Genomic DNA, 20,142 nt, shown 5'->3' on the forward strand with positions numbered 1-20,142 from the left:
ACGGTTTGTCAGCCCATACATACGTGTGCCCGCGCTGCAATCCAAATCACTGTTTCTTTCGCATTGTTACGAAAGCATGCATTTGAAATCACAAGGCAATCAGGCGCAAATCGGAGTGCCTGATACAACAATGCCCGGGAGCGAACTCCCGGGCTGTTGCGTGGCGATTCTGCGTGTCTTTATCAGTTCGACTGGCGGCGAAGGAAGGCCGGAATTTCGAGCTGATCGTCTTCCTGCATCATGCGGGCCTGCGGTACGGCACGGCCCTGATCATCCAGGTTTCCGCGACGCGGAGCATAGAGGCTTGCTTCCGGAGACAGCGGGCGACGCTGCTGCGAGGACGCTGCCGGAGCCGACGTCATCTCGGGAGCGACTTCCTCTTCACGGCGACCAAGCGAGTTGGTGATCCGCTTCAGGAGGCCCATCGGACCGCGCTCTTCATGCGCATGCGACACCGGTGCCGGCTGCGAACGATGATCGATCTCGGCCTGAACGACCGGCGGGAAGTCCTCGACCTTCGGCATGCGGACCGGCTGCTGCTGCATGACAGGAGCAGGCTGCTGCATGACCGGCGCCGGCTGATGCATCACAGGCTGCGGAGCCGGCTGCTGCATCACGGGTGCCTGCTGCTGGACCGGAGCCGGACGGATGACCGGTGCGGCTTCCGGAGCTGCGAAGATCTTGCTCGCCGGGCGGAAGGTTTCCTGCGGAGCAGGCTGCTGGTGAACCGGGGCAGCCGCGCGCGGAGCGTGGATGTCGAGTTCGCGTTCCATTTCGGCTTCGGCCATGCGGATGGTCTGCGCGATCTGGTCGGCCTTCGGTGCCTGCTGCATGACAGGGGCAGGCTGGACTGCGGCCGGAGCCGGAGCAACGGCCGCCGAAGGACGGATAATCGGCTTCTGGACCGGCTGGAAGGTCTTGCCGGCATCCTGGTTCATCGCGCGGTCGATGCCGGTGGCGACGACGGAAACGCGGATGATGCCTTCAAGCGATTCGTCGAAGGTCGCGCCGAGGATGATGTTCGCATCCGGATCGACTTCTTCGCGAATGCGGGTAGCAGCTTCGTCGACTTCGAAGAGGGTGAGGTCGCGACCGCCGGTGATGGAGATCAGCAGGCCCTGTGCGCCCTTCATCGAGGTTTCGTCGAGCAGCGGGTTTGCGATCGCGGCTTCCGCAGCCTGCATCGCGCGGCCCTGGCCGGAAGCCTCGCCGGTACCCATCATCGCGCGGCCCATTTCGCGCATGACCGAACGGACGTCGGCGAAGTCGAGGTTGATGAGACCTTCCTTCACCATCAGGTCGGTGATGCAGGCAACGCCCGAGTAGAGAACCTGGTCGGCCATCGCGAATGCATCGGCGAAGGTCGTCTTGTCGTTTGCGATACGGAACAGGTTCTGGTTCGGAATGACGATCAGCGTGTCGACCGACTTCTGCAGTTCCTGGATGCCCGCTTCGGCCAGACGCATGCGGCGGCCGCCTTCGAAGTGGAACGGCTTGGTCACGACGCCAACCGTCAGGATGCCCTTGTTGCGGGCGGCCTGTGCAACAACAGGAGCCGCACCGGTGCCGGTGCCGCCGCCCATGCCAGCGGTGACGAAGCACATGTGGGTGCCGTTCAGGTGATCGACGATTTCGTCGATGCATTCTTCAGCAGCTGCACGGCCGACTTCCGGCTGCGAACCCGCGCCGAGACCTTCGGTGACGCTGGCGCCGAGCTGGATGATGCGCTCTGCCTTGGTCATCGTCAGTGCCTGGGCATCCGTGTTGGCAACGACGAAGTCGACGCCCTGGAGACCAGCGGAGATCATGTTGTTGACAGCGTTGCCACCGCCACCGCCGACGCCGAACACGGTGATGCGCGGCTTCAGCTCAGTGATATCTGGCGTATGCAGCTTGATAGTCATGGTACCCGTTCCTTCTCTTTATGGCCGCATCGCCACGCCGGCCAATTCACTCAATTTCTAGAAGCTTTCCTTCAGCCACTGGCCCATCCGGGCGAAGCGGCTGCTATTTCCGCCAAGCGACATGAGCAGACCGCTCTGTGACGCATGTGTTTCCTGGTCCGCAACCTGCGGATAGATCATCAGGCCGACCGCCGTCGAAAAGGCCGGACCCTTGGCAGCGGTCGGGAGACCCGAGACGCCCATCGGGCGGCCGATACGGACGTTGCGGGCAAGGATCTTGCGGGCAACGTCGGCAAGGCCGGTCAGCTGGCTTGCGCCGCCTGTCAGCACGACGCGCTTGCCGACGATCGGGCTGAAGCCCGAGCGCTGAATGCGGTCGCGAATGAGTTCCATCGTCTCCTCGATGCGGGCGCTGACGATGCGCGACACCAGTGCGCGCGGCACCTGCGTCGGCAGATCGCGGTCGTCCTCGCCGATCGGCGGGATCGAGATCAGCTCGCGCTCATCGGAAGAGTTCCCCATGGCCGAGGCATGAACCACCTTCAGACGCTCGGCGTCCTCGATGCGGGTCGAAAGGCCACGGGCCAGATCGGTTGTTACGTGATGACCGCCGAGACCGACGGCATCCGTGTGTACCAGCTTGCCTTCGGCAAAGACCGAGATCGTCGTCGTGCCGCCGCCCATGTCGATCGCGGCGCAACCGAGCTCGACTTCGTCGTCGACGAGAGCGGCAAGACCGGACGCGTAAGGCGTCGCAACGATACCCTCGACCGACAGATGCGCACGGTTGACGCTGAGCTCGAGGTTCTTCAGAGCCGTGCGCTCGGCGGTCACGACATGCATGTCGACGCCGAGAACGTCACCGTACATGGACAACGGGTCGCGAATGCCGCGTTCGCCATCGAGCGAGAAACCGGTGGCCAGCGAGTGCAGCACGGCGCGATCCTGGCGCAGCGACTGCTGGCAGGCTGCCGCCAAAACCTTCTTCAGATCGTTCAGTTCGACTTCCTGGCCGCCGAGATCGATGGTGGCGGTGTAGATGTCGCTGGTGAGGCGTCCGGCCGTCAGGTTGACGATCAGGCTCTCGACGGTCAGACCCGCCATGCGCTCGGCGGCATCGACCGCGAGGCGGATGACGCTTTCGAGCGCATCGAGATCCGAGATCGCGCCGGTCTTGATACCGCGCGAACGCTGGTGGCCGATGCCGATGATCTCGATGTTATGCGTGCGACCGGGGAGGATCTGGCTCTCCTCGCGCGGCGTCAGCCGGCCGATCATGCAGACGACTTTCGTCGAACCGATATCGAGCACGGAAACGACATGCGACCGCTTGGACGAAAGCGGCTTCAGGCGCGGCAATCCAAAATGGGACGAACCGAACAAGCTCATATATTCTGCCCCGCCTTCTTCAAATCCTTGGTGCGCTGATCGAGAACAAGCTGACGGCGCTCCATGGCTTCAGGCGTCAGTTGGATGGCCATACGGTCGGAGAGGCGAAGATCGACGGCCGCGATATCGCGATCGAGAAGCGCCTGCTCGCCGTTGAATTTCGAAAGGCGCGCCAGCGCCTGGTCGACATCGTCTTCCGGCAACTTGACGACGACGCCGTTGTCCATGTGCAGGTCCCAGCGACGGCCGGAGACCCAGACATAGGCCTTCACGCGCGCCTTGATATCGGGCCACTTGGAGAACTCGTCCGCGAGCGAAGCGGCAGCCACTTCGGCGCCGCGACCGACGACCAGCGGAAGCTGCGAAAACTTGTTGTCGCGAAGCGGCGCGATGACCGCCCCGCCCTTCTCGACCAGCGAGAGCTCGGCGCCATGCTGCCAGATCGCGTAGGCTTCGCGCTCCTTGAGCTTCACCTCGATCGTCTTCGGATAGACCTTGCGGACCTCGACGCTCTCGACCCAGGGAAGCTTCGCGATCTTCTGACGCGCCGCATCCACATCGAGCGCCACGAGCGAGGTCGTGCCGTCGAGACCGATCAGCTGGAGGATATCGATTTCGGAGGTCTCGGAGTTGCCGGATACCTTCACGTCCTCGACGGCAAAGCCGGCGGCGGCCGTCGTCGCCTGGGCGACAACTTCCGTGTGACCACCCAGAGACATGCCGTAGAGACCCGTCGCCGCGAAGAACGCCAGCGCCGATACCGTGCCCGTATGGGCAGGAATATAGATGCGGCCGCTGCCGAGGCTGACAAGGAAGCGGACGACGCGACGCAGAGGCCGCGACAGCACGATGCGCCCATCGCCTTCAGCATAGGAAGGCTCGGCTTGATGGCTTGGGCGCCCCATCCTTTTGACCGTTACCGAGAACAAGAAGCGTCCTCCACCATCCAACGAAGAAATTCACCAAACGAGTAGCCGGCATGACCGGCCATTTCGGGCACAAGCGAGGTTGGAGTCATGCCTGGCTGAGTATTGATCTCCAGCCAGATGATTTCGCCGTCTTCGGAGAAGCGATCGTCGTACCGAAAATCCGACCGACTCACTCCACGGCAACCAATTGCTTGATGCGCCCTTAGGGACAATGATTGTATTTTTTGGTAAATATTCGGTGAAATTTTCGCCGGAATGACGTGTTTCGAACCACCGGCCACATACTTGGAATCATAGTCGTAGAAGCTGTGACCCTGCGGAACGATCTCGGTCACACCCAACACCTGATCACCCATGACGCCGCAGGTGAGCTCGCGACCATGCACGTAACGCTCGACCAGAACCTCCTCGCCATACCGCCACTCGGCCGAACCGATGATCTGCGGCGGGCGCGACTGATCCTCCTGAACGATGACGACGCCGAAGCTCGAACCCTCGCGCACCGGCTTGACCACATAAGGCGGCTTCATCGGATGCTCAGCGGGGAAATCGAAGCGATTGATCACCTGCGACTGCGCGACAGGAATGCCGGCGGCGGCCGCGACACCCTTTGCCTTGCTCTTGTCCATGGCAAGCGCCGAGGCCAGAACACCGGAGTGGGTGTAGGGAATTTCGAGATATTCAAGGATGCCCTGGATCAGCCCGTCCTCGCCGAACGGCCCATGCAGCGCGTTAAACACCACATCGGGACGGAGAGCGGAGAGTTTGGCGGAGACGTCGCGATCGACATCGATACGGGTAACCTGGAAGCCTTCAGCCTCGAGAGCATCCGCGCACGCCGCCCCGGACGAAAGGCTGACAGGCCTCTCCGAGGAAAATCCGCCCATAAGGACAGCGACATGCTTGCGACTCATAGATACCCCCAAAATAATCCGTACTTTGCATTCCAAGGCTTGCACCAAGCTGGCTTTCTTCCGAATCTGGCTCGCCTGGCGCACGTGTATTAGAGCGTCATTATGGTTAACGAAGCGTTTACTTTTGTTAACTTCCTGGCTGCAGTGGCATGAATTGCGACAGTCGGGCGCAACTGTCGAAACGCGAAAACCCCGCAGCGCCAAGCGCTACGGCCGATATGTCAAAGCGAAACAAAAAGTTTAAGCGATCGCGCCAAGCAGGCTGCGAAGGCCGGGCGCAGCAGGAATTGCGCCGGCGCAAATCTGGTCTCAAATCGCGCCTGCACCCACTGGAAATACGGATTGAAGCACGATCGGGCGCCCGGCTTTACGCCCCCAAAAGGAAGCACCCTAGTTTTTGTCGGTTTATTGCGCGATTAACGTTTGCGCCGAACTAAAATTGCGTTATGAGCCCCTAGCCTCCCAAAGGCATACAACCGAAATCCCGATTGGAATGAAAATGTCAGACGCGATATCTCCAGTATCGCCGACATCAGCTTCATCGAACAGTGCACCGCTCAACTCGCCGGCACGCGTTCTGATCGCAAGCGTCGTCGGCACCACCATCGAATTCTTCGACTTCTACGTATACGCGACGGCCGCCGTGCTGGTCTTCCCGACGCTGTTCTTCCCGAACAGCGATCCGACCACCGCGCTGCTCGCCTCCTTCGCGACCTTCTCCATCGCTTTCTTCGCCCGCCCGCTTGGCGCCGTGGTCTTCGGCCACTTCGGCGACAGGATCGGCCGCAAGACGACGCTGGTCGCGGCCCTGCTGACGATGGGTATCTCCACCGTCATCATCGGCCTGCTGCCCTCTTATGAATCGATCGGCGTTCTAGCACCTCTGCTTCTCGCGCTTTGCCGTTTCGGCCAGGGCTTCGGCCTCGGCGGCGAATGGGGCGGCGCGGTGCTGCTGGCAACGGAAAACGCGCCTGAGGGCAAGCGCAGCTGGTACGGCATGTTCCCGCAGCTCGGCGCACCGCTCGGCCTCTTCCTGTCCTCGGGCATTTTCTGGGTGCTGCTGCAATTCATGCCGCAGGAACAGCTGCTGGCCTGGGGCTGGCGCGTACCCTTCATCGCCTCGATCGTCCTGATCGTCATCGGCCTGTGGGTCCGTCTCTCGATCACCGAAACGCCTGACTTCCAGAAGGCCATCGACAAGCAGGAGCGCGTCGCCGTTCCGGTTGCTGAAGTCTTCCGCAAGCACAAGCGCAGCCTGTTCCTCGGCACCTTCGTGGCGCTCGCCACCTTCGTGCTGTTCTACATCGGCTCGGCCTACCTGCTCTCCTACAACGTCAAAGTCCTGAAGATCCCGTTCCTCGACGCGCTCGAGATCCAGATCGTCGGCTCGATCTCCTTCGGCATCTTCATCCCTATCATCGGCAAGCTCGCCGAGCGCTTCGGCCGCCGCGAAATGCTGATCCTGACGACGGTGCTGATCGGCCTGTTCTCCTTCCTGCTCCCCGGCCTGATGGCTGGCGGCGAAGGCAGCATCCTGGTCTTCGCGATCGTCGCCATGGCGCTGATGGGCATGACCTACGGCCTGATCGGCACGGCGCTCGCAGCTCCCTTCCCGACCGCCGTTCGCTACACCGGCTCGTCGATCACCTTCAACCTCGCAGGCATCTTCGGCGCATCGCTCGCGCCCTATATCGCCACCTGGCTGCAGGCGAACTACGGCATGCTCTACGTCGGCTACTATCTCGGCCTCTCCGCCGTCATCACGCTGATCTGCATCCTGGCCTCAGGCCGCGACGAAGTCTGATCGAAGCGCTGATCGCAAATTCGAGGCCGCGACGGGAAACCGTCGCGGCCTTTTTCGTTGTTGTCTGTTAACGCCCTGCCTCTATTTTCGATGCGATCAAAGGTTGGGGAGAGACGAATGCTGACACGACGATCGCTGCTGACGCATGGCCTGGGCGCCGGCCTGTCGCTATCTCTCCCGCCCCTCGCCCGCGCTGCCGACGTCCCCGATACCGACGTCACCTTCCTCGTCATCAACGACATCCACGCCTGCCGCATCGGCGATGGCCTCAGCCCGAATTGCGAGGCAGAGGGCAAGACCGACGCCAACCTGCTGCGCCACATCAGGGCGCTCAACAACATCCACCACCAGACCTGGCCGGAAGCGATATCGGGAAAGCCGACCGGCTTTGCTCTCGCTGGCCAGCGGATCGCCAAGCCGCAGGGCGTCATCGTCTGCGGCGACGTGACCGATGATGGCGGCGGCCAGATGGCGGAGTTCGCGGAGGGGTCGCAGCTGCTGCAGTTCTCGCATCGCTATCAGCAGGGACCGGGCGCCGACCACATCCACTTCCCCGTCTATGTCGGACTCGGCAATCACGATCTCGACCAGGACGGCCATCCGCCGCAGGTCGATTGGTACCGAGACGAGTTGCGCGACTACGTGCAGCTGAACCACAAGCCGAGCGTCTTCTTCAAGCCGGTCGTGCCCGTCGACAATTACGACGAGGCCTCCGACAACTACTCCTGGAACTGGGGTGGACTGCACCTCATCCAGGCGCAGCGCTATGGCGGCGACAACACCAAGGGCACGGCCAACAGCCTCGACTGGATGAAGCGCGACCTCGCAGCCTATGCCGCCGACGGCCGCCCGGTCGTGATCTTCCAGCACTATGGATGGGACAAGTTCTCGCTCGAACGCTGGGACCCGGCAAAGAGCACCTTCACCGTTGAGGGCAGCGGCGCGCCGCACTGGTGGGGTGAATCAGAACGTCAGCAACTGCTCGCAACCCTTCAAGGTTACAACGTAATCGGCATTTTCCACGGCCACGAGCACGACACGCGCATGGCCTACCAGGCCGGCGGCATCGATGTCTTCAAGGCGCGCGCCGCCTTCATGGGCGGCTTCAGCCTCGTGCGTATCAAGGGGAATGTCATGGATGTGGCGATCGGCGACGCAAGCGACGATGTCGGCGGGGTGACCTTCACCACCGCCTTCACCAAACATTTCGGCTAAAGCACATCGTGCGTGCAAAGGGGCGCCGCAGCTTGCGGCACCGACGGGCTTAAAAGCCTACTCGCTCGTCACGCCCTGGAACGGACGCACTTCGCGGCCGGGCATGAACAGGCCCAGGCGCTTGATTTCCCATTCCAGCTTGATACCGGAATTCTCGAACACCTCGCGGCGAACCTGCTCGCCGAGATATTCGAGGTCGTAGCCGGTCGCCTGGCCGTTGTTGATCATGAAGTTGCAATGCAAGGACGACATCTGCGCGCCGCCGATGACTAGACCGCGGCATCCCGCTTCGTCGATCAGCTTCCACGCGGAGTGACCCTCGGGGTTCTTGAAGGTCGAGCCACCGGTCTTCTCGCGGATCGGCTGCACCGTCTCGCGATGGCTGCGCACGGCATCCATGTCGGCGCGGATCTTGGCGCGGTCCTCGGCATAGCCTTCGAACAGCACCGAGGTGAAGATCAGGTCGCTGGCGGCCGACGAATGGCGATACTCATAGCCCATGTCGGCATTCGACAGCACGTGCTTGTTGCCCTTGCGGTCGATCGCGGTCACCTCGACGACGCGATCACGCGTCTCGCCGCCATTGGCGCCGGCGTTCATGCGCGCTGCGCCGCCGATGCTGCCGGGAATGCCGTAGTAGAAGTGGAAACCGCCGATGCCGTTGTCCATCGCCATGGCCGCGACATGCTTGTCCGGGCAGATGGCACCGGCGCGCACGCGGTTTTCGCCCGCGAGTTCAACCGAGCCGAAGCCCTTGGCCGAAAGGCGCAGCACCACGCCGGGAATGCCGCCATCGCGCACCAGGATGTTCGAACCGACGCCGACCACGGTCATCGGAACATCCTCGGGCAGGATCTTCAGGAATGCGATCAGATCCTCTTCGTCGTGCGGCTGGAACATCAGTTCCGCGAGGCCACCGGCATGGAACCAGGTGACGCGGTCCATCGGCGCATCCGGCGTAATTCTCCCGCGGATGTCCTTTACACCGTCGCCCAGCGACGCAAGAAGCTTTTGCCCATTCACCTGTTTCATGCGGATCTACCCGAAAGGCCTTCCAGTTGCTTGGGCAGTGCTGCTGCCCAATAAGTGATACTCCCAGCCCCCAACAGAACCACGAAATCGCCTGGCTTTGCAATCTCTGCGACCATTTCAGGCAACAACTCGGGAGAGGCGAGGAAGCGCGCATCGCGATGCCCGCCCGATTTGATCAGCGAAACAAGCGCTTCGGCATTGGCGCCTTCGATCGGCTCTTCGCCGGCGGCATAGACCGGCGCCAGGAAAATGCTGTCCGCGTCGTTGAAGCAGGCAGCGAATTCCGCAAACAGGCTCGAAAGGCGCGAATAGCGGTGCGGCTGGTGCACGGCGATGACGCGGCCCTTGCACGCCTCGCGCGCCGCCTTCAGCACCGCCTTGATCTCGACCGGATGGTGACCGTAATCGTCGAAGATCTGCACGCCGTTCCATTCGCCGGTCAGCGTGAAGCGACGCTTGACGCCGCCGAAGGAGGCAAGCCCCTTGGCGATATCCTCGCTCGACATGCCCAGGCGATTGGCAACCGCGATTGCGGCGGTCGCATTCGACACATTGTGGCGGCCGGGCATCGGCAGAACGAGATTGTCGAGCTTGATGACCTGGCCGGTGCGGCGGCGACGGATCTCGACGTCGAAGGTCGAGCGCGCGCCGTCGATGCGCACGTTCATGAAGCGCACGTCGGCCTGCGGGTTCTCGCCATAGGTCACGACCTTGCGGTCCTCGATGCGGCCGACCAGCGCCTGCACTTCGGGATGATCGAGGCACATGACGCCGAAGCCGTAGAACGGCACGTTCTCGACGAACTGGCGGAACGCGGCGCGCACGGCGTCGAAATTGCCATAGTGGTCGAGATGCTCGGGATCGATATTGGTGACGACGGCGACGTCGGCCGGAAGCTTCAGGAAGGTGCCGTCCGATTCGTCGGCCTCGACCACCATCCACTCGCCCTCACCCATGCGGGCATTGGTGCCGTAGGCGTTGATGATGCCGCCATTGATGACGGTCGGGTCGAGCCCGCCGGCTTCGAGCAGCGTCGCGACCATCGAGGTGGTCGTCGTCTTGCCGTGCGTGCCGCCGATCGCGATCGCATTGCGGAAGCGCATCAGCTCGGCCAGCATTTCGGCGCGGCGCACCACGGGCAGCAGCTTTTCGCGCGCGGCGATGAGCTCGGGATTGTCCTTCTTGATCGCGGTCGAAACGACGACGACCTCGGCATCGCCAAGGTTCTCGGCCTTGTGACCGACGAACACCTCGATGCCTTTGTCGCGCAGGCGCTGGACGTTGGCGCTATCGGCCTGGTCGGATCCCTGGACGCGATGGCCGAGATTGTGCAGCACCTCGGCGATCCCGCTCATGCCGATACCGCCGATGCCGATGAAATGGACGAGGCCGATGGCCTTCGGCATTTTCATGCGCTTTTCCCCTTGAACTCTGCAATTGTACGTCCCGCCGCAATAGCCTCTACCATGTCGGCAAGCAAGTTCGCGGCGTCAGGTTTACCCGCCTGCTTGGCGGCGGCGGCCATACGCGCCAGCTTTTCCGGGTCGTTCATCGTATGCGTCAGGATCGAGGCGATCTTCTCGGACGAGAGCTCGGCCTGCACGATCACCTTGGCGCCGCCGGTAGCGGCCAGCGACGCTGCATTGGCCGCCTGGTCGTGGTCGAGCGCATGCGGATAAGGCACCAGGATCGCCGGACGGCCGATCACCGAGATCTCGGAAACCGTCGAGGCACCGGAGCGGCAGATGACGAGATGCGCCTTGGCCAGCCGTTCGGCCATATCGGTGAAGAAGGGCGCGATGTCGGACGCGGCGCCCATCTGAAGCTTGGCGACGCAATCGCCGACCATGTCCATGTCCTCGGGACGGACCTGCTGGGTGATCCGGAGCCGCGCGCGCAGATCGTCGTCGAGCAGGCTGATTGCCGTCGGCATCGCCTTGGAAAAATACTGCGCGCCCTGACTGCCGCCGAAGACGACGAGATTGAACGGCTCGCCGACATGCGACGGCGTGTAGGGCGTCTTCGCCGCCTCGATGACGGCAGGGCGGACAGGATTGCCCGTCGTCACCGTCTTCTCGGGGAAGGCACCGCCATTCTCAGGCAGGAACCCGCCGGCGATCGCCTTGACGCGATTGGCGAGCGCCTTGTTGGCGCGGCCCATCACGGCGTTCTGCTCGTGGATCATGGTCGGCACGCCGAGACGCGTGGCGGCGAGCAGCGGCGGCACCGTCGGATAGCCGCCGAAACCCACGACCACAACAGGCTTCAACCGCCCGATCAGGCGCTTGGCCGCCCGCATACCGCTCCACAGCGTCCACAGCGAACGCGCGACGGCAACAGGGTTCTTCGAGGCGATCGTGGCTGACGGCACGACATGGATCTCGTCGGCCGGGAATTTGCCGGCATAGCGCTCCGCCCGGCTGTCCGTCACCAGATGCACGGAATAGCCGCGTTCCTTCAGCTTGTAGGCCAGGGCCTCCGCCGGAAACACGTGGCCGCCGGTTCCCCCGGCGGCAAGCAGAACGATGCCTTTGCTCATATAGTCTTACTCCGCCGGAATGCCGTGCGCGACGCGGAACAGGCTCCGCTCCTGCGCACGCTTTTCCGGTCTGTGACGCGTCAGCGCGAGAATGAACCCGGCCGTGACGCAGATGGCGACCATCGACGAACCGCCGTAGGAAATCAGCGGCAGGGTCATGCCCTTCGCCGGCAGCAGCTCGAGATTGACGCCCACGTTGATGATGGATTGTATGCCGATCTGCAGCACGAGGCCAGCGACGGCGAAACGGTTGAAATCGTTGCGCTCCTTGTAGGCATGCGACAGACCGCGCAGAACGAGCGCCGAAAACAGCAAGACCAGAGCGATGCAGAAGATGATGCCGAATTCCTCTGCCGCGACCGAGAAGATGAAGTCGGTGTGCGCGTCCGGAATGATGCGCTTGACGATGCCCTCGCCCGGTCCCTGGCCGAACCAGTCGCCACGGATGATCGCTTCGCGCGCCGTGTCGATCTGGAACGTATCGCCCTCACCGGTCATGAACTTGTCGATACGCAGCGCCACGTGCGGGAAGACGTAATAGGCGCTGACAAGACCGCCGACGCCACCGGCGCCGAGCACGATGATCCAAAGCCACGGCATGCCGGCCATGAAGAACATGCCGCCCCACACCGCTGTCGTCAGGATGGTCTGACCAAGGTCGGGCTGCGCCACGAGAAGCGCCGCGACCATGCCGAAGAGGATGATGGCGAAGAGATTGCCCGGAATTTCCGGCTGGCGCGCATGCTCTGCAAACAGCCAGGCGCAGACCACCACGAAGGCCGGCTTCATGAACTCCGACGGCTGGATCGAGATACCGGCCAGCGTCACCCAACGGCGCGAACCCTTGACCTCGACGCCGAAGAACAGCGCGAGCAGCATCATGGCGATCGCGACGATCAGGAGAAGGATCGCGGTACGGCGCACCTGCCGCGGCGTCAGGAACGACAGGCCGATCATCACCGCCAGCGACGGGATCATGAAGGCCGCGTGGCGCTTGACGAAGTGGAACGGTTCAAGCCCGATGCGCTCGGCCACCGCCGGCGATGCGGCGAAGGACAGCATGAAGCCAATGCCCATCAGGAAGATGAACATCGCCAGGAAGAACCGGTCGATGGTCCAGAACCAATCGGCCAATGCCCCGCGTTCCGCACGACTTACCATGTCACTTCTCTCCTGTTGCCGAACCGATCAGCATGGTGATTCCGTCGAGCGCTGCCACATGGCTCACAAATGCATCGCCCCTGACTTCGAAGTTCTTATATTGGTCGAAGCTTGCGCAAGCCGGTGCTAACATGACCGCCAATGGCCCGCTCTCGTCCTTTGCCGCATCCTCGGCCGCATGCGCGACCGCCTGGTCCAGCGTTCCCGAGATCTCGTAGGGCACCGCCTCGCCGAGCGTGGCCGCGAATTCCGCGGCCGCCTCGCCGATCAGATAGGCCTTGGCGATGCGCGGGAAGAACGGCGCGAGCGTCGTGATCCCGCCAGCCTTCGGCAGGCCGCCGGCGATCCAGTAGATGCGATCGTAGCTCGATAGAGCCGGTGCAGCCGCATCGGCGTTGGTCGCCTTGGAATCGTTGACGAACACCACATTACCGCGCCGGCCAACCGGCTGCATGCGGTGCTTCAGCCCCGGGAAGGACGCTAGCCCCTCGCGGATATCCTCGACCGAGACACCGGCCGCAAGGCAGGCCGCCACGGCTGCCGCCGCGTTCTGCGCGTTGTGGCTGCCGCGAAGCGTCGGGATACCGTCGAGGTCGGCGATCGGCAGTGCGGCACCCGCCTGCGCCTGGATGAGCTTCGTGCCCTCGGCATAAATGCCGTCGGCAAGCACCTGGCGGCGGGAGATGCGCGTGACCTTGCCGCCTGCCCGCTCGATGCGGTCGGCGATCATTTCGCAATGGCTGTCGTCGACGCCGACGATGGCGACGTCGCTGCCGGCGACCAGCCGCTCCTTGACGTCAGCATAGTGCTGCATCGTGCCATGGCGGTCGAGATGGTCGGGCGTGAGGTTGAGCAGGATACCGGCCGACGGATTGAGCGTCGGCGCGAGATCGATCTGGTAGGACGAGCACTCGACGACGTAGAAGCGCCCAGCCTTCGGCGGCTCCAGCGTCAGCACCGCCGTCCCGATATTGCCGCCGAGCTGCGTGTCGCGGCCGCTCGATTTAAGGATATGGGCGATCAGCGCCGTGGTGGTCGACTTTCCGTTGGTGCCGGTGATGGCGATGAACGGCGCATCGGGCGCATGCGCCCGGCGCTCGCGCACGAAAAGCTCGACATCGCCGACGATATCGACGCCGGCGGCACGCGCCAGATCGACCGTCCAGTGCGGCTTCGGATGCGTCAAGGGAACGCCCGGCGACAGCACGAACAGCGACTGCGCGTTCCAGTCGATCGTCCTGAGATCGGCAGTGTGGATGCCCTCGGCCGCGGCCTTGGTCACGCTGTCGGGATTGTCGTCCCACGCCGTCACCTCCGCGCCCCCAAGGATCAGGGCGCGCGCCGTGGCGAAGCCGGAACCGCCGAGCCCGAAGAGCGCGACCTTTTTTCCAGAGAGCGTGGTGACCGGGATCATGATCGTCTTACCGCAGCTTCAGCGTCGAGAGGCCAAGCATGGCAAGGCCGACGGCGATGATCCAGAAGCGGATCACGACCTGGCTTTCGGTCCAGCCCTTCTTCTCGAAATGGTGGTGGATCGGCGCCATCAGGAACACGCGGCGTCCGGTCATCTTGAAGAAGCCGACCTGGATGATGACGGACAGCGTTTCCATGACGAACAGGCCGCCGATGATCGCCATGACGATCTCGTGCTTGGTGGCGACGGCAACCGTGCCGATCGTGCCGCCGAGCGCCAGCGAACCGGTGTCGCCCATGAAGATGGCGGCGGGCGGCGCGTTGAACCACAGGAAGCCGAGGCCGGCGCCGATGACGGCACCGAGGACGACGGAGAGCTCGCCCGTGCCGGGGACGAAGTTGATCTGCAGGTAGTTCGCGAAGACGGCGTTACCGGCGAGATAGGCGATGACGCCGAAGGAGGCCGCCGCGATCATGACGGGCACGATGGCGAGACCATCGAGACCATCGGTCAGATTGACCGCATTGCCGGCGCCGACGATGACGAAGCCGCCGAAGACCACGAACATGATGCCGAGGTTGATCAGGAAATCCTTGAAGAACGGGAATGCGATCGACGAACCGAAGGTGGAGCCCGCAGGGCCCGAGGCCAGCGACGCCCGCATCATGAAATAGACGGCGATGCCGGCAATGACGAATTCGATGCCGAGACGCGCCTTGCCGGAGAAGCCCTTGTGGCTCTGCTTGCTGACCTTGAGATAGTCGTCATAGAAACCAATCGCGCCGAAGCCGAGGGTGACGAGCAGCGTCGCCACGACATAGACGTTCGACAGATCCGCCCACAGAAGCGACGAACCGACGATACCGGCCAGGATCATAAGGCCGCCCATGGTCGGCGTACCGGCCTTCTTGAAGTGCGTCTGCGGTCCGTCGGCGCGGATCGGCTGACCCTTGCCCTGGCGAATGCGCAGCGAATTGATGATCATCGGTCCGAACAGGAAAACGATCAGCGCGGAGGTGAAGAGAGAGGCGCCCGTGCGGAACGTAATGTATCTGAACAGGTTCAGAAATTTCAGGTGTTCCGACAGTTCGACTAGCCAAATCAGCATTCAGGGCCCCTTGTTTACCCGCTCAAAATTCGCGTTGCGTGTCGGCAAATGGCGGGAACTTGTCAAGGAGCGCGGCAATAATCTTGCCGAAACCGATGCCCAATGACGATTTTACCATCAGCACGTCGCCTACCGCGACAGAGTTCAGTACGTGGTCGATGAGTTCGTCGGTCTGCGCGCGATGCACGACCGAAACGCTCTCGGGAAGTGATTCCTTCAGCGCCAGCATCTCGTGGCCGGCGAGCCAGACATGTTCGATGCCGGCGGCAAGCAGCGGCCCGGCGAGATCGGTGTGGACCTTCTGCGAATAGTCGCCCATTTCGAGCATGTCGCCGAGCACGGCGATCCGCCGTCCCGATCCTGTCGGCATGGAGCTCGCAAGCAGCGCGATCGCCGCGCGCATCGATGTCGGATTGGCGTTGTAGCTTTCGTCGATGACTGTGAAGCTGCCATGGCCGATCGAGAGCTTGTGGCGACGCCCCCTGCCCTTTTCGGCCTGCAGCGTTGCCAGTGCCGCGATCGCCGACTGCATGTCTGCGCCGACGATCCGGGCGACGCCGAGTGCCGCCAGCGCGTTCTCGGCGATGTGCCGTCCGGGCGCGCCGATTGCGACCTCATGGGTTTCGCCGTCGATGGTGATCCACAAGGTCGAGCTCTGGTCGCCGCCGTTGAACTCCGCCATGCGGAAATCGGCCTTGGCGTGCTGCCCGAAGGAATGGATATGCTGGATGCCGCAGGCCTGCGCCGTGCGGTCGAGGAAATTGAACTGGTCGTTGTCGCGATTGAGCACGGCATGGCCGCCGGGCACGACGCCCTCGAAGATCTCGGCCTTGGCGGTCGCGATTTCCTTGATGCTCTTGAAATTGCCGAGATGCGCCGGCGCGATCGTGGTGATGACCGCGACATGCGGCTCGATCATCTTGACCAGCGGACGGATTTCGTCCGGGTGGTTCATGCCGACTTCGAAGACACCGAAATAGGTGTCGAGCGGCATGCGCGCCAAGGTGAGCGGCACGCCCCAGTGATTGTTGAAGGATGCGACCGACGCATGCACCTTGCCAGATGGCGCCAGAACCCGGCGCAGCATCTCCTTGGTGGTGGTCTTGCCGACGGAGCCGGTAACGGCGATGATCTGGGCACGAGACCGAGCCCGCGCCGCAAGCCCGAGCTTGCCGAGTGCCACCAGCACGTCCTCGACGACGATCATCGGCACGGTCAGGCGCCCCATCGCCGGCAGCCGCGCCTCGCTGACGACGAGCAGCGCAGCGCCATTGGCCATCGCCATCGACGCGTAGTCATGACCGTCGACCCGATCGCCCTTGATCGCGAAGAAGGCCTCACCCGGCTGGATCGAGCGGCTGTCGATCGCGATCCCGGTAATCCCTTCAGGCAAGGTGCCGAACGGGCGCCCGGCCATGGCCGTGATCATGTCCTGCGTTGTCCAAAGCCAATTCACGATTTCAGCTCCTCCAAAGCCTTGCGCAATTCGGCGTGATCCGAAAACGGCAGCGTGACGCCACCGATCGTCTGCCCCTCTTCATGTCCCTTGCCGGCCACGATCAGCGTGTCGCCGGAGTTGAGCATGGCAACCGCCTCGCGGATCGCCTGGGCGCGATCGGGTATCTCGGTGGCGCACGTAGCCGCCGCCATGATCTCGGCGCGGATCGATGCGGGCTCTTCCGAGCGCGGATTGTCGTCGGTGACGACAACGACATCGGCGAGCCGGCAGGCGATCTCGCCCATGATCGGCCGCTTGCCGCGGTCGCGATCTCCGCCGCAGCCGAAGACGACGATAACGCGGCCCGTCGTGAAGGGACGCACGGATTCCAGCACATTCGACAGCGCGTCCGGCTTATGGGCGTAATCGACATAGGCGAGCGCGCCGTCCTTGGTGTGGCCGACGAGCTCGAGGCGCCCTGAGGCGCCTTGCAGCTTTTCAAGCGCGGCCATGGCGACCTTGGCCGGAACGCCGGTGGACATGGCAAGACCTGCGGCGACAAGCGCATTGGCCACCTGGAAATCGCCGGCAAGCGGAATGTCGACCTCGAAGATCTGTCCCTCGGCGTGGATTTCGGCGACCTGCTTGTGGCGGAAATGCTCGACGCGCTTCAGCGTCAGATACTCGCCCTTACGGCCGACCGTGCGCACCACATGGCCGGCATCGATCGCCGCCTTGATCGCCTGCTCCGACCATGCGTCGTCGGCAAAGATCACGGCGGGGTTGCCCTTTGGCAGCAGCGTATCGAAGAGCCGCATCTTGGCGGCCATGTAGTCCTCGATCGTCGGATGATAATCCATGTGATCGCGGCCGAGATTGGTGAAGGCGGCAGCGGCAAGCTTCACGCCATCGAGGCGCGACTGGTCGAGACCATGGCTGGACGCCTCCATCGAGGCATGCGTCACGCCTTCATCGGTCAGCTCAGCCAGCAGCGCATGCAGCGACACCGGGTCGGGCGTGGTGAGCGAGCCGTAATCGTTGCGGGTCGGCGAGACGACGCCGGTCGTGCCGATCATCGCGGCCGGGTGGCCGGCAAAGGCCCAGATCTGGCGGGTGAAGGAGGCGACCGACGTCTTGCCGGCTGTTCCTGTGACCGCGACCATGGTCTCCGGCTGCTTGCCGTAGAAATTCGCGGCTGCGAGCGACAGGAAGCGGCGCGGTTCTTTGACGACGAGAACGGGAATGGAGGCTTCGGTCGGATGCGAGGCGATCGCGACCGCGGCACCGCGCGCGGCGGCATCGGCGATAAAGCCCGCGCCGTCAGCCTTGGTGCCGGCGACGGCGACGAAGGCCATGCCGGGCGCGATCTTGCGGCTGTCGGCGGAAAGGCCGGAAATCTCCAGCGCGCCCACCGGGCCGTTCAGTTCTTCCTTCAATTCCGGAAACGCATTTCCGGCGATGTCCCTCAGTTTCATCGAACGCACACTTTTCTCTCGAGCCGTCGAGCCCCCATGGCGAATCGGCTGCGACATTCATCCAGACTCAATAAGACACCAACATGGCCGATCCGTCGTCACCGAACTTCGGTTCCACACCGAGGATTGGCGCCGCACGGGAGATGATGTTCTTGACCATCGGCGCGGCGGTATAAGCCGCGATGTTCTGGCCCTTTTCGCCATTGTGCGGCTCGTCGCAGAAGGTCAGCACGACATACTGCGGGTTCTCGATCGGAAATGCCGCCAGGAAGGCGTTGAAATTGAGGTTGGTGGCGTAGCGGCCGTTGACGACCTTGTCGGCCGTACCGGTCTTGCCGCCGACGTTGAAGCCGGGAACATCGGCGTTGCGGCCGGAGCCCTTCACGCCGTTGACCTTGAAGAGATAGCGCACGTCGTCGCTGGTGCTCTTCTTGACGACCACCTCGGCCACTTCATCAGCCTGGTCGCGATTGCGCGGCAGGAAGGTCGGCTCGATCAGCTTGCCGCCATTGACGAGTGCGGCACCGGCCACAGCCGTCTGCAGCGGCGTCGTCGAAACACCGTGACCGAAGGAGATGGTCACCGAGTTGATCTTCTTCCAGACCTTCGGCTGGCTCGGCATCTTCACCTCGGGCAGCTCGGTCTTCATCTTGGTGAGCAGGCCAAGCTTCGTCAGATAATCCTTCTGCGCATCGATGCCGACGATGTCGATGATGCGGGCCGTGCCGACGTTGGAGGAATACTGGAAGACTTCAGGCAGCGTCAGCCAGCGGCGCTGGCCGTGGAAGTCGTGGATGGTGAAGCCGCCGATATGCAAGGGCTGCGTCGCGTCGAAGCTGGAGTTGAGGTTGACCTTGCCGGTATCGAGCGCCATGGCGAGCGAGAAGGTCTTGAAGGTCGAGCCCATCTCGAACGTGCCGTTCGACATGCGGTTCAGCCAGCCTTCCTTGGCGCCTTCGAGCGGGTTGTTCGGATCGAAATCCGGCGCCGATGCCATGGCGAGCACTTCGCCCGTGTGGATGTCGAGGACGACGGCGCCAGCACCCTTGGCCTCGTAATTCTTCACCGCGTTGACGACGATATCGCGCACGATGTTCTGGACGCGGATATCGATCGACAGCTTGACCGGCTCCAGCGGCTGATCGCTGGTCATGCCGACCATGGCGAGATCGGCCAGCCCCTGGTCGTCGATATATTTCTCCATGCCGGCAACGCCGCGATTGTCGATGTTGACGTAGCCGAGGATATGGGCGGCGGTGGCACCGCCGGGATAGAAGCGGCGCTTCTCCGGACGGAAGCCGATACCGGGAATGCCGAGCGCCAGGATCTGGCTCTGCTGCTTCGGCGACAGCTGGCGGCGCAGCCAGGCGAAGTGCGAATTGCGGTTGGCGAGCTTCTTGTAGGTGCCCTTCATGTCGAGATCGGGCAGAACGGTCGTCAGCTTTTCGACGGCCTCGTCGGCATCGACGATCTTGTTCGGCTCGGCAAACAGCGAGACGGTGCGAATGTCGGTCGCCAGCACCTCACCGTTGCGATCGAGAATATCGGGACGCGACGCCAGCAGGCGATCGGGCGGCAGGATGCTGGACACGACGTCGGGATCGCGCACGGCGTATTCGACGAGACGTCCGCCGATGACGCAGTAGACGCAGACGAAGGCGAAGGCCAGAAGGCCGACGCGGCTCTTGGCCTGGCCGCTGCGCTTCTTGCGCGAGCCCTGGATCGACACGCTGCCTGATGGACCGCCGAACCGGCTGTAGACGCCGGAAGAGAAATGGGCCTGGCTCTTGGCAACCATGATGCGTGAAAGAAAGGACATC

Annotated in this window: 15 protein-coding genes; 2 read left to right on the top strand and 13 right to left on the bottom strand. The window is 63.1% G+C overall.

Translation table 11 applies throughout. From position 1 onward, the window contains the following. Positions 1 to 182: 182 nt before the first annotated feature. From ftsZ to ACODTZ_RS14965, 4 genes are read right to left on the bottom strand one after another with little or no spacing between them, the layout of a single operon-like run. A complete protein-coding gene (ftsZ, locus tag ACODTZ_RS14950; protein ID WP_111562103.1) occupies positions 183 to 1,904 on the bottom strand; it encodes a cell division protein FtsZ in 1,722 nt (573 codons plus the stop codon). A gap of 57 nt (positions 1,905 to 1,961) precedes the next feature. Then, on the bottom strand, positions 1,962 to 3,293 hold the full coding sequence (gene ftsA / locus ACODTZ_RS14955; RefSeq protein ID WP_018897575.1) for a cell division protein FtsA: 1,332 nt from the start codon (positions 3,291 to 3,293) through the stop codon (positions 1,962 to 1,964). After that, the gene (locus ACODTZ_RS14960) at positions 3,290 to 4,222 is read right to left on the bottom strand and encodes a cell division protein FtsQ/DivIB (RefSeq protein ID WP_489026632.1); all 933 of its coding nucleotides are present in this window, start codon (positions 4,220 to 4,222) and stop codon (positions 3,290 to 3,292) included. The genes ftsA and ACODTZ_RS14960 overlap by 4 nt, the downstream gene beginning before the upstream one ends. Continuing rightward, entirely contained in the window at positions 4,210 to 5,136 is a 927-nt protein-coding gene (locus ACODTZ_RS14965; protein WP_489026801.1) for a D-alanine--D-alanine ligase, read from the bottom strand. The genes ACODTZ_RS14960 and ACODTZ_RS14965 overlap by 13 nt, the downstream gene beginning before the upstream one ends. 499 nt (positions 5,137 to 5,635) lie before the next feature. On the opposite strand from ACODTZ_RS14965, the gene ACODTZ_RS14970 reads away from it, so the two are divergent. Then, on the top strand, positions 5,636 to 6,940 hold the full coding sequence (locus tag ACODTZ_RS14970; RefSeq protein ID WP_111562105.1) for an MFS transporter: 1,305 nt from the start codon (positions 5,636 to 5,638) through the stop codon (positions 6,938 to 6,940). Positions 6,941 to 7,057: 117 nt separating this feature from the next. Then, positions 7,058 to 8,155, top strand: coding sequence for a metallophosphoesterase (locus ACODTZ_RS14975; RefSeq protein ID WP_489026633.1), 1,098 nt, complete (start codon positions 7,058 to 7,060; stop codon positions 8,153 to 8,155). 57 nt (positions 8,156 to 8,212) lie between these two features. Here ACODTZ_RS14975 and murB read toward each other — a convergent pair whose 3' ends face one another. The 9 genes from murB to ACODTZ_RS15020 form a co-directional block, all read right to left on the bottom strand. Further along, positions 8,213 to 9,187 (bottom strand): UDP-N-acetylmuramate dehydrogenase, encoded by a 975-nt coding sequence (gene murB, locus ACODTZ_RS14980; protein WP_111562107.1) that lies wholly within the window; start codon positions 9,185 to 9,187, stop codon positions 8,213 to 8,215. Beyond that, positions 9,184 to 10,599, bottom strand: coding sequence for a UDP-N-acetylmuramate--L-alanine ligase (gene murC, locus ACODTZ_RS14985; RefSeq protein ID WP_413395741.1), 1,416 nt, complete (start codon positions 10,597 to 10,599; stop codon positions 9,184 to 9,186). Before murC ends, murB begins: the two co-directional genes overlap by 4 nt. Continuing rightward, the gene (murG, locus tag ACODTZ_RS14990; RefSeq protein ID WP_489026634.1) at positions 10,596 to 11,726 is read right to left on the bottom strand and encodes an undecaprenyldiphospho-muramoylpentapeptide beta-N-acetylglucosaminyltransferase; all 1,131 of its coding nucleotides are present in this window, start codon (positions 11,724 to 11,726) and stop codon (positions 10,596 to 10,598) included. The genes murC and murG overlap by 4 nt, the downstream gene beginning before the upstream one ends. 6 nt (positions 11,727 to 11,732) lie before the next feature. After that, on the bottom strand, positions 11,733 to 12,887 hold the full coding sequence (ftsW, locus tag ACODTZ_RS14995) for a putative lipid II flippase FtsW (protein WP_026282825.1): 1,155 nt from the start codon (positions 12,885 to 12,887) through the stop codon (positions 11,733 to 11,735). 1 nt (position 12,888) lies between these two features. Continuing rightward, entirely contained in the window at positions 12,889 to 14,301 is a 1,413-nt protein-coding gene (murD, locus tag ACODTZ_RS15000; protein WP_489026635.1) for a UDP-N-acetylmuramoyl-L-alanine--D-glutamate ligase, read from the bottom strand. Positions 14,302 to 14,308: 7 nt separating this feature from the next. Further along, positions 14,309 to 15,409, bottom strand: coding sequence for a phospho-N-acetylmuramoyl-pentapeptide-transferase (gene mraY / locus ACODTZ_RS15005; RefSeq protein ID WP_047505803.1), 1,101 nt, complete (start codon positions 15,407 to 15,409; stop codon positions 14,309 to 14,311). A 22-nt stretch (positions 15,410 to 15,431) separates the two neighbouring features. After that, a complete protein-coding gene (locus tag ACODTZ_RS15010; protein ID WP_047505805.1) occupies positions 15,432 to 16,865 on the bottom strand; it encodes a UDP-N-acetylmuramoylalanyl-D-glutamyl-2,6-diaminopimelate--D-alanyl-D-alanine ligase in 1,434 nt (477 codons plus the stop codon). After that, positions 16,862 to 18,322 (bottom strand): UDP-N-acetylmuramoyl-L-alanyl-D-glutamate--2,6-diaminopimelate ligase, encoded by a 1,461-nt coding sequence (locus ACODTZ_RS15015; RefSeq protein WP_489026636.1) that lies wholly within the window; start codon positions 18,320 to 18,322, stop codon positions 16,862 to 16,864. The genes ACODTZ_RS15010 and ACODTZ_RS15015 overlap by 4 nt, the downstream gene beginning before the upstream one ends. 67 nt (positions 18,323 to 18,389) lie before the next feature. Continuing rightward, positions 18,390 to 20,141 (bottom strand): peptidoglycan D,D-transpeptidase FtsI family protein, encoded by a 1,752-nt coding sequence (locus ACODTZ_RS15020; protein ID WP_047505809.1) that lies wholly within the window; start codon positions 20,139 to 20,141, stop codon positions 18,390 to 18,392. Position 20,142 lies beyond the last annotated feature (1 nt).

The organism is Rhizobium sp. FG113, from assembly GCF_057809895.1.

Excerpts from the sequence above, each read along its gene's own strand:
- ACODTZ_RS15020 (WP_047505809.1), bottom strand. The coding sequence starts at position 20,141 with ATGTCCTTTCTTTCACGCATCATGGTTGCCAAGAGCCAGGCCCATTTC.
- ACODTZ_RS14970 (WP_111562105.1), top strand. The coding sequence starts at position 5,636 with ATGTCAGACGCGATATCTCCAGTATCGCCGACATCAGCTTCATCGAAC.
- ACODTZ_RS15015 (WP_489026636.1), bottom strand. The coding sequence starts at position 18,322 with ATGAAACTGAGGGACATCGCCGGAAATGCGTTTCCGGAATTGAAGGAA.
- ACODTZ_RS14965 (WP_489026801.1), bottom strand. The coding sequence starts at position 5,136 with ATGAGTCGCAAGCATGTCGCTGTCCTTATGGGCGGATTTTCCTCGGAG.
- ftsW (WP_026282825.1), bottom strand. The coding sequence starts at position 12,887 with ATGGTAAGTCGTGCGGAACGCGGGGCATTGGCCGATTGGTTCTGGACC.
- murB (WP_111562107.1), bottom strand. The coding sequence starts at position 9,187 with ATGAAACAGGTGAATGGGCAAAAGCTTCTTGCGTCGCTGGGCGACGGT.
- murC (WP_413395741.1), bottom strand. The coding sequence starts at position 10,599 with ATGAAAATGCCGAAGGCCATCGGCCTCGTCCATTTCATCGGCATCGGC.
- murG (WP_489026634.1), bottom strand. The coding sequence starts at position 11,726 with ATGAGCAAAGGCATCGTTCTGCTTGCCGCCGGGGGAACCGGCGGCCAC.
- murD (WP_489026635.1), bottom strand. The coding sequence starts at position 14,301 with ATGATCCCGGTCACCACGCTCTCTGGAAAAAAGGTCGCGCTCTTCGGG.
- ftsA (WP_018897575.1), bottom strand. The coding sequence starts at position 3,293 with ATGAGCTTGTTCGGTTCGTCCCATTTTGGATTGCCGCGCCTGAAGCCG.
- ftsZ (WP_111562103.1), bottom strand. The coding sequence starts at position 1,904 with ATGACTATCAAGCTGCATACGCCAGATATCACTGAGCTGAAGCCGCGC.
- mraY (WP_047505803.1), bottom strand. The coding sequence starts at position 15,409 with ATGCTGATTTGGCTAGTCGAACTGTCGGAACACCTGAAATTTCTGAAC.
- ACODTZ_RS14975 (WP_489026633.1), top strand. The coding sequence starts at position 7,058 with ATGCTGACACGACGATCGCTGCTGACGCATGGCCTGGGCGCCGGCCTG.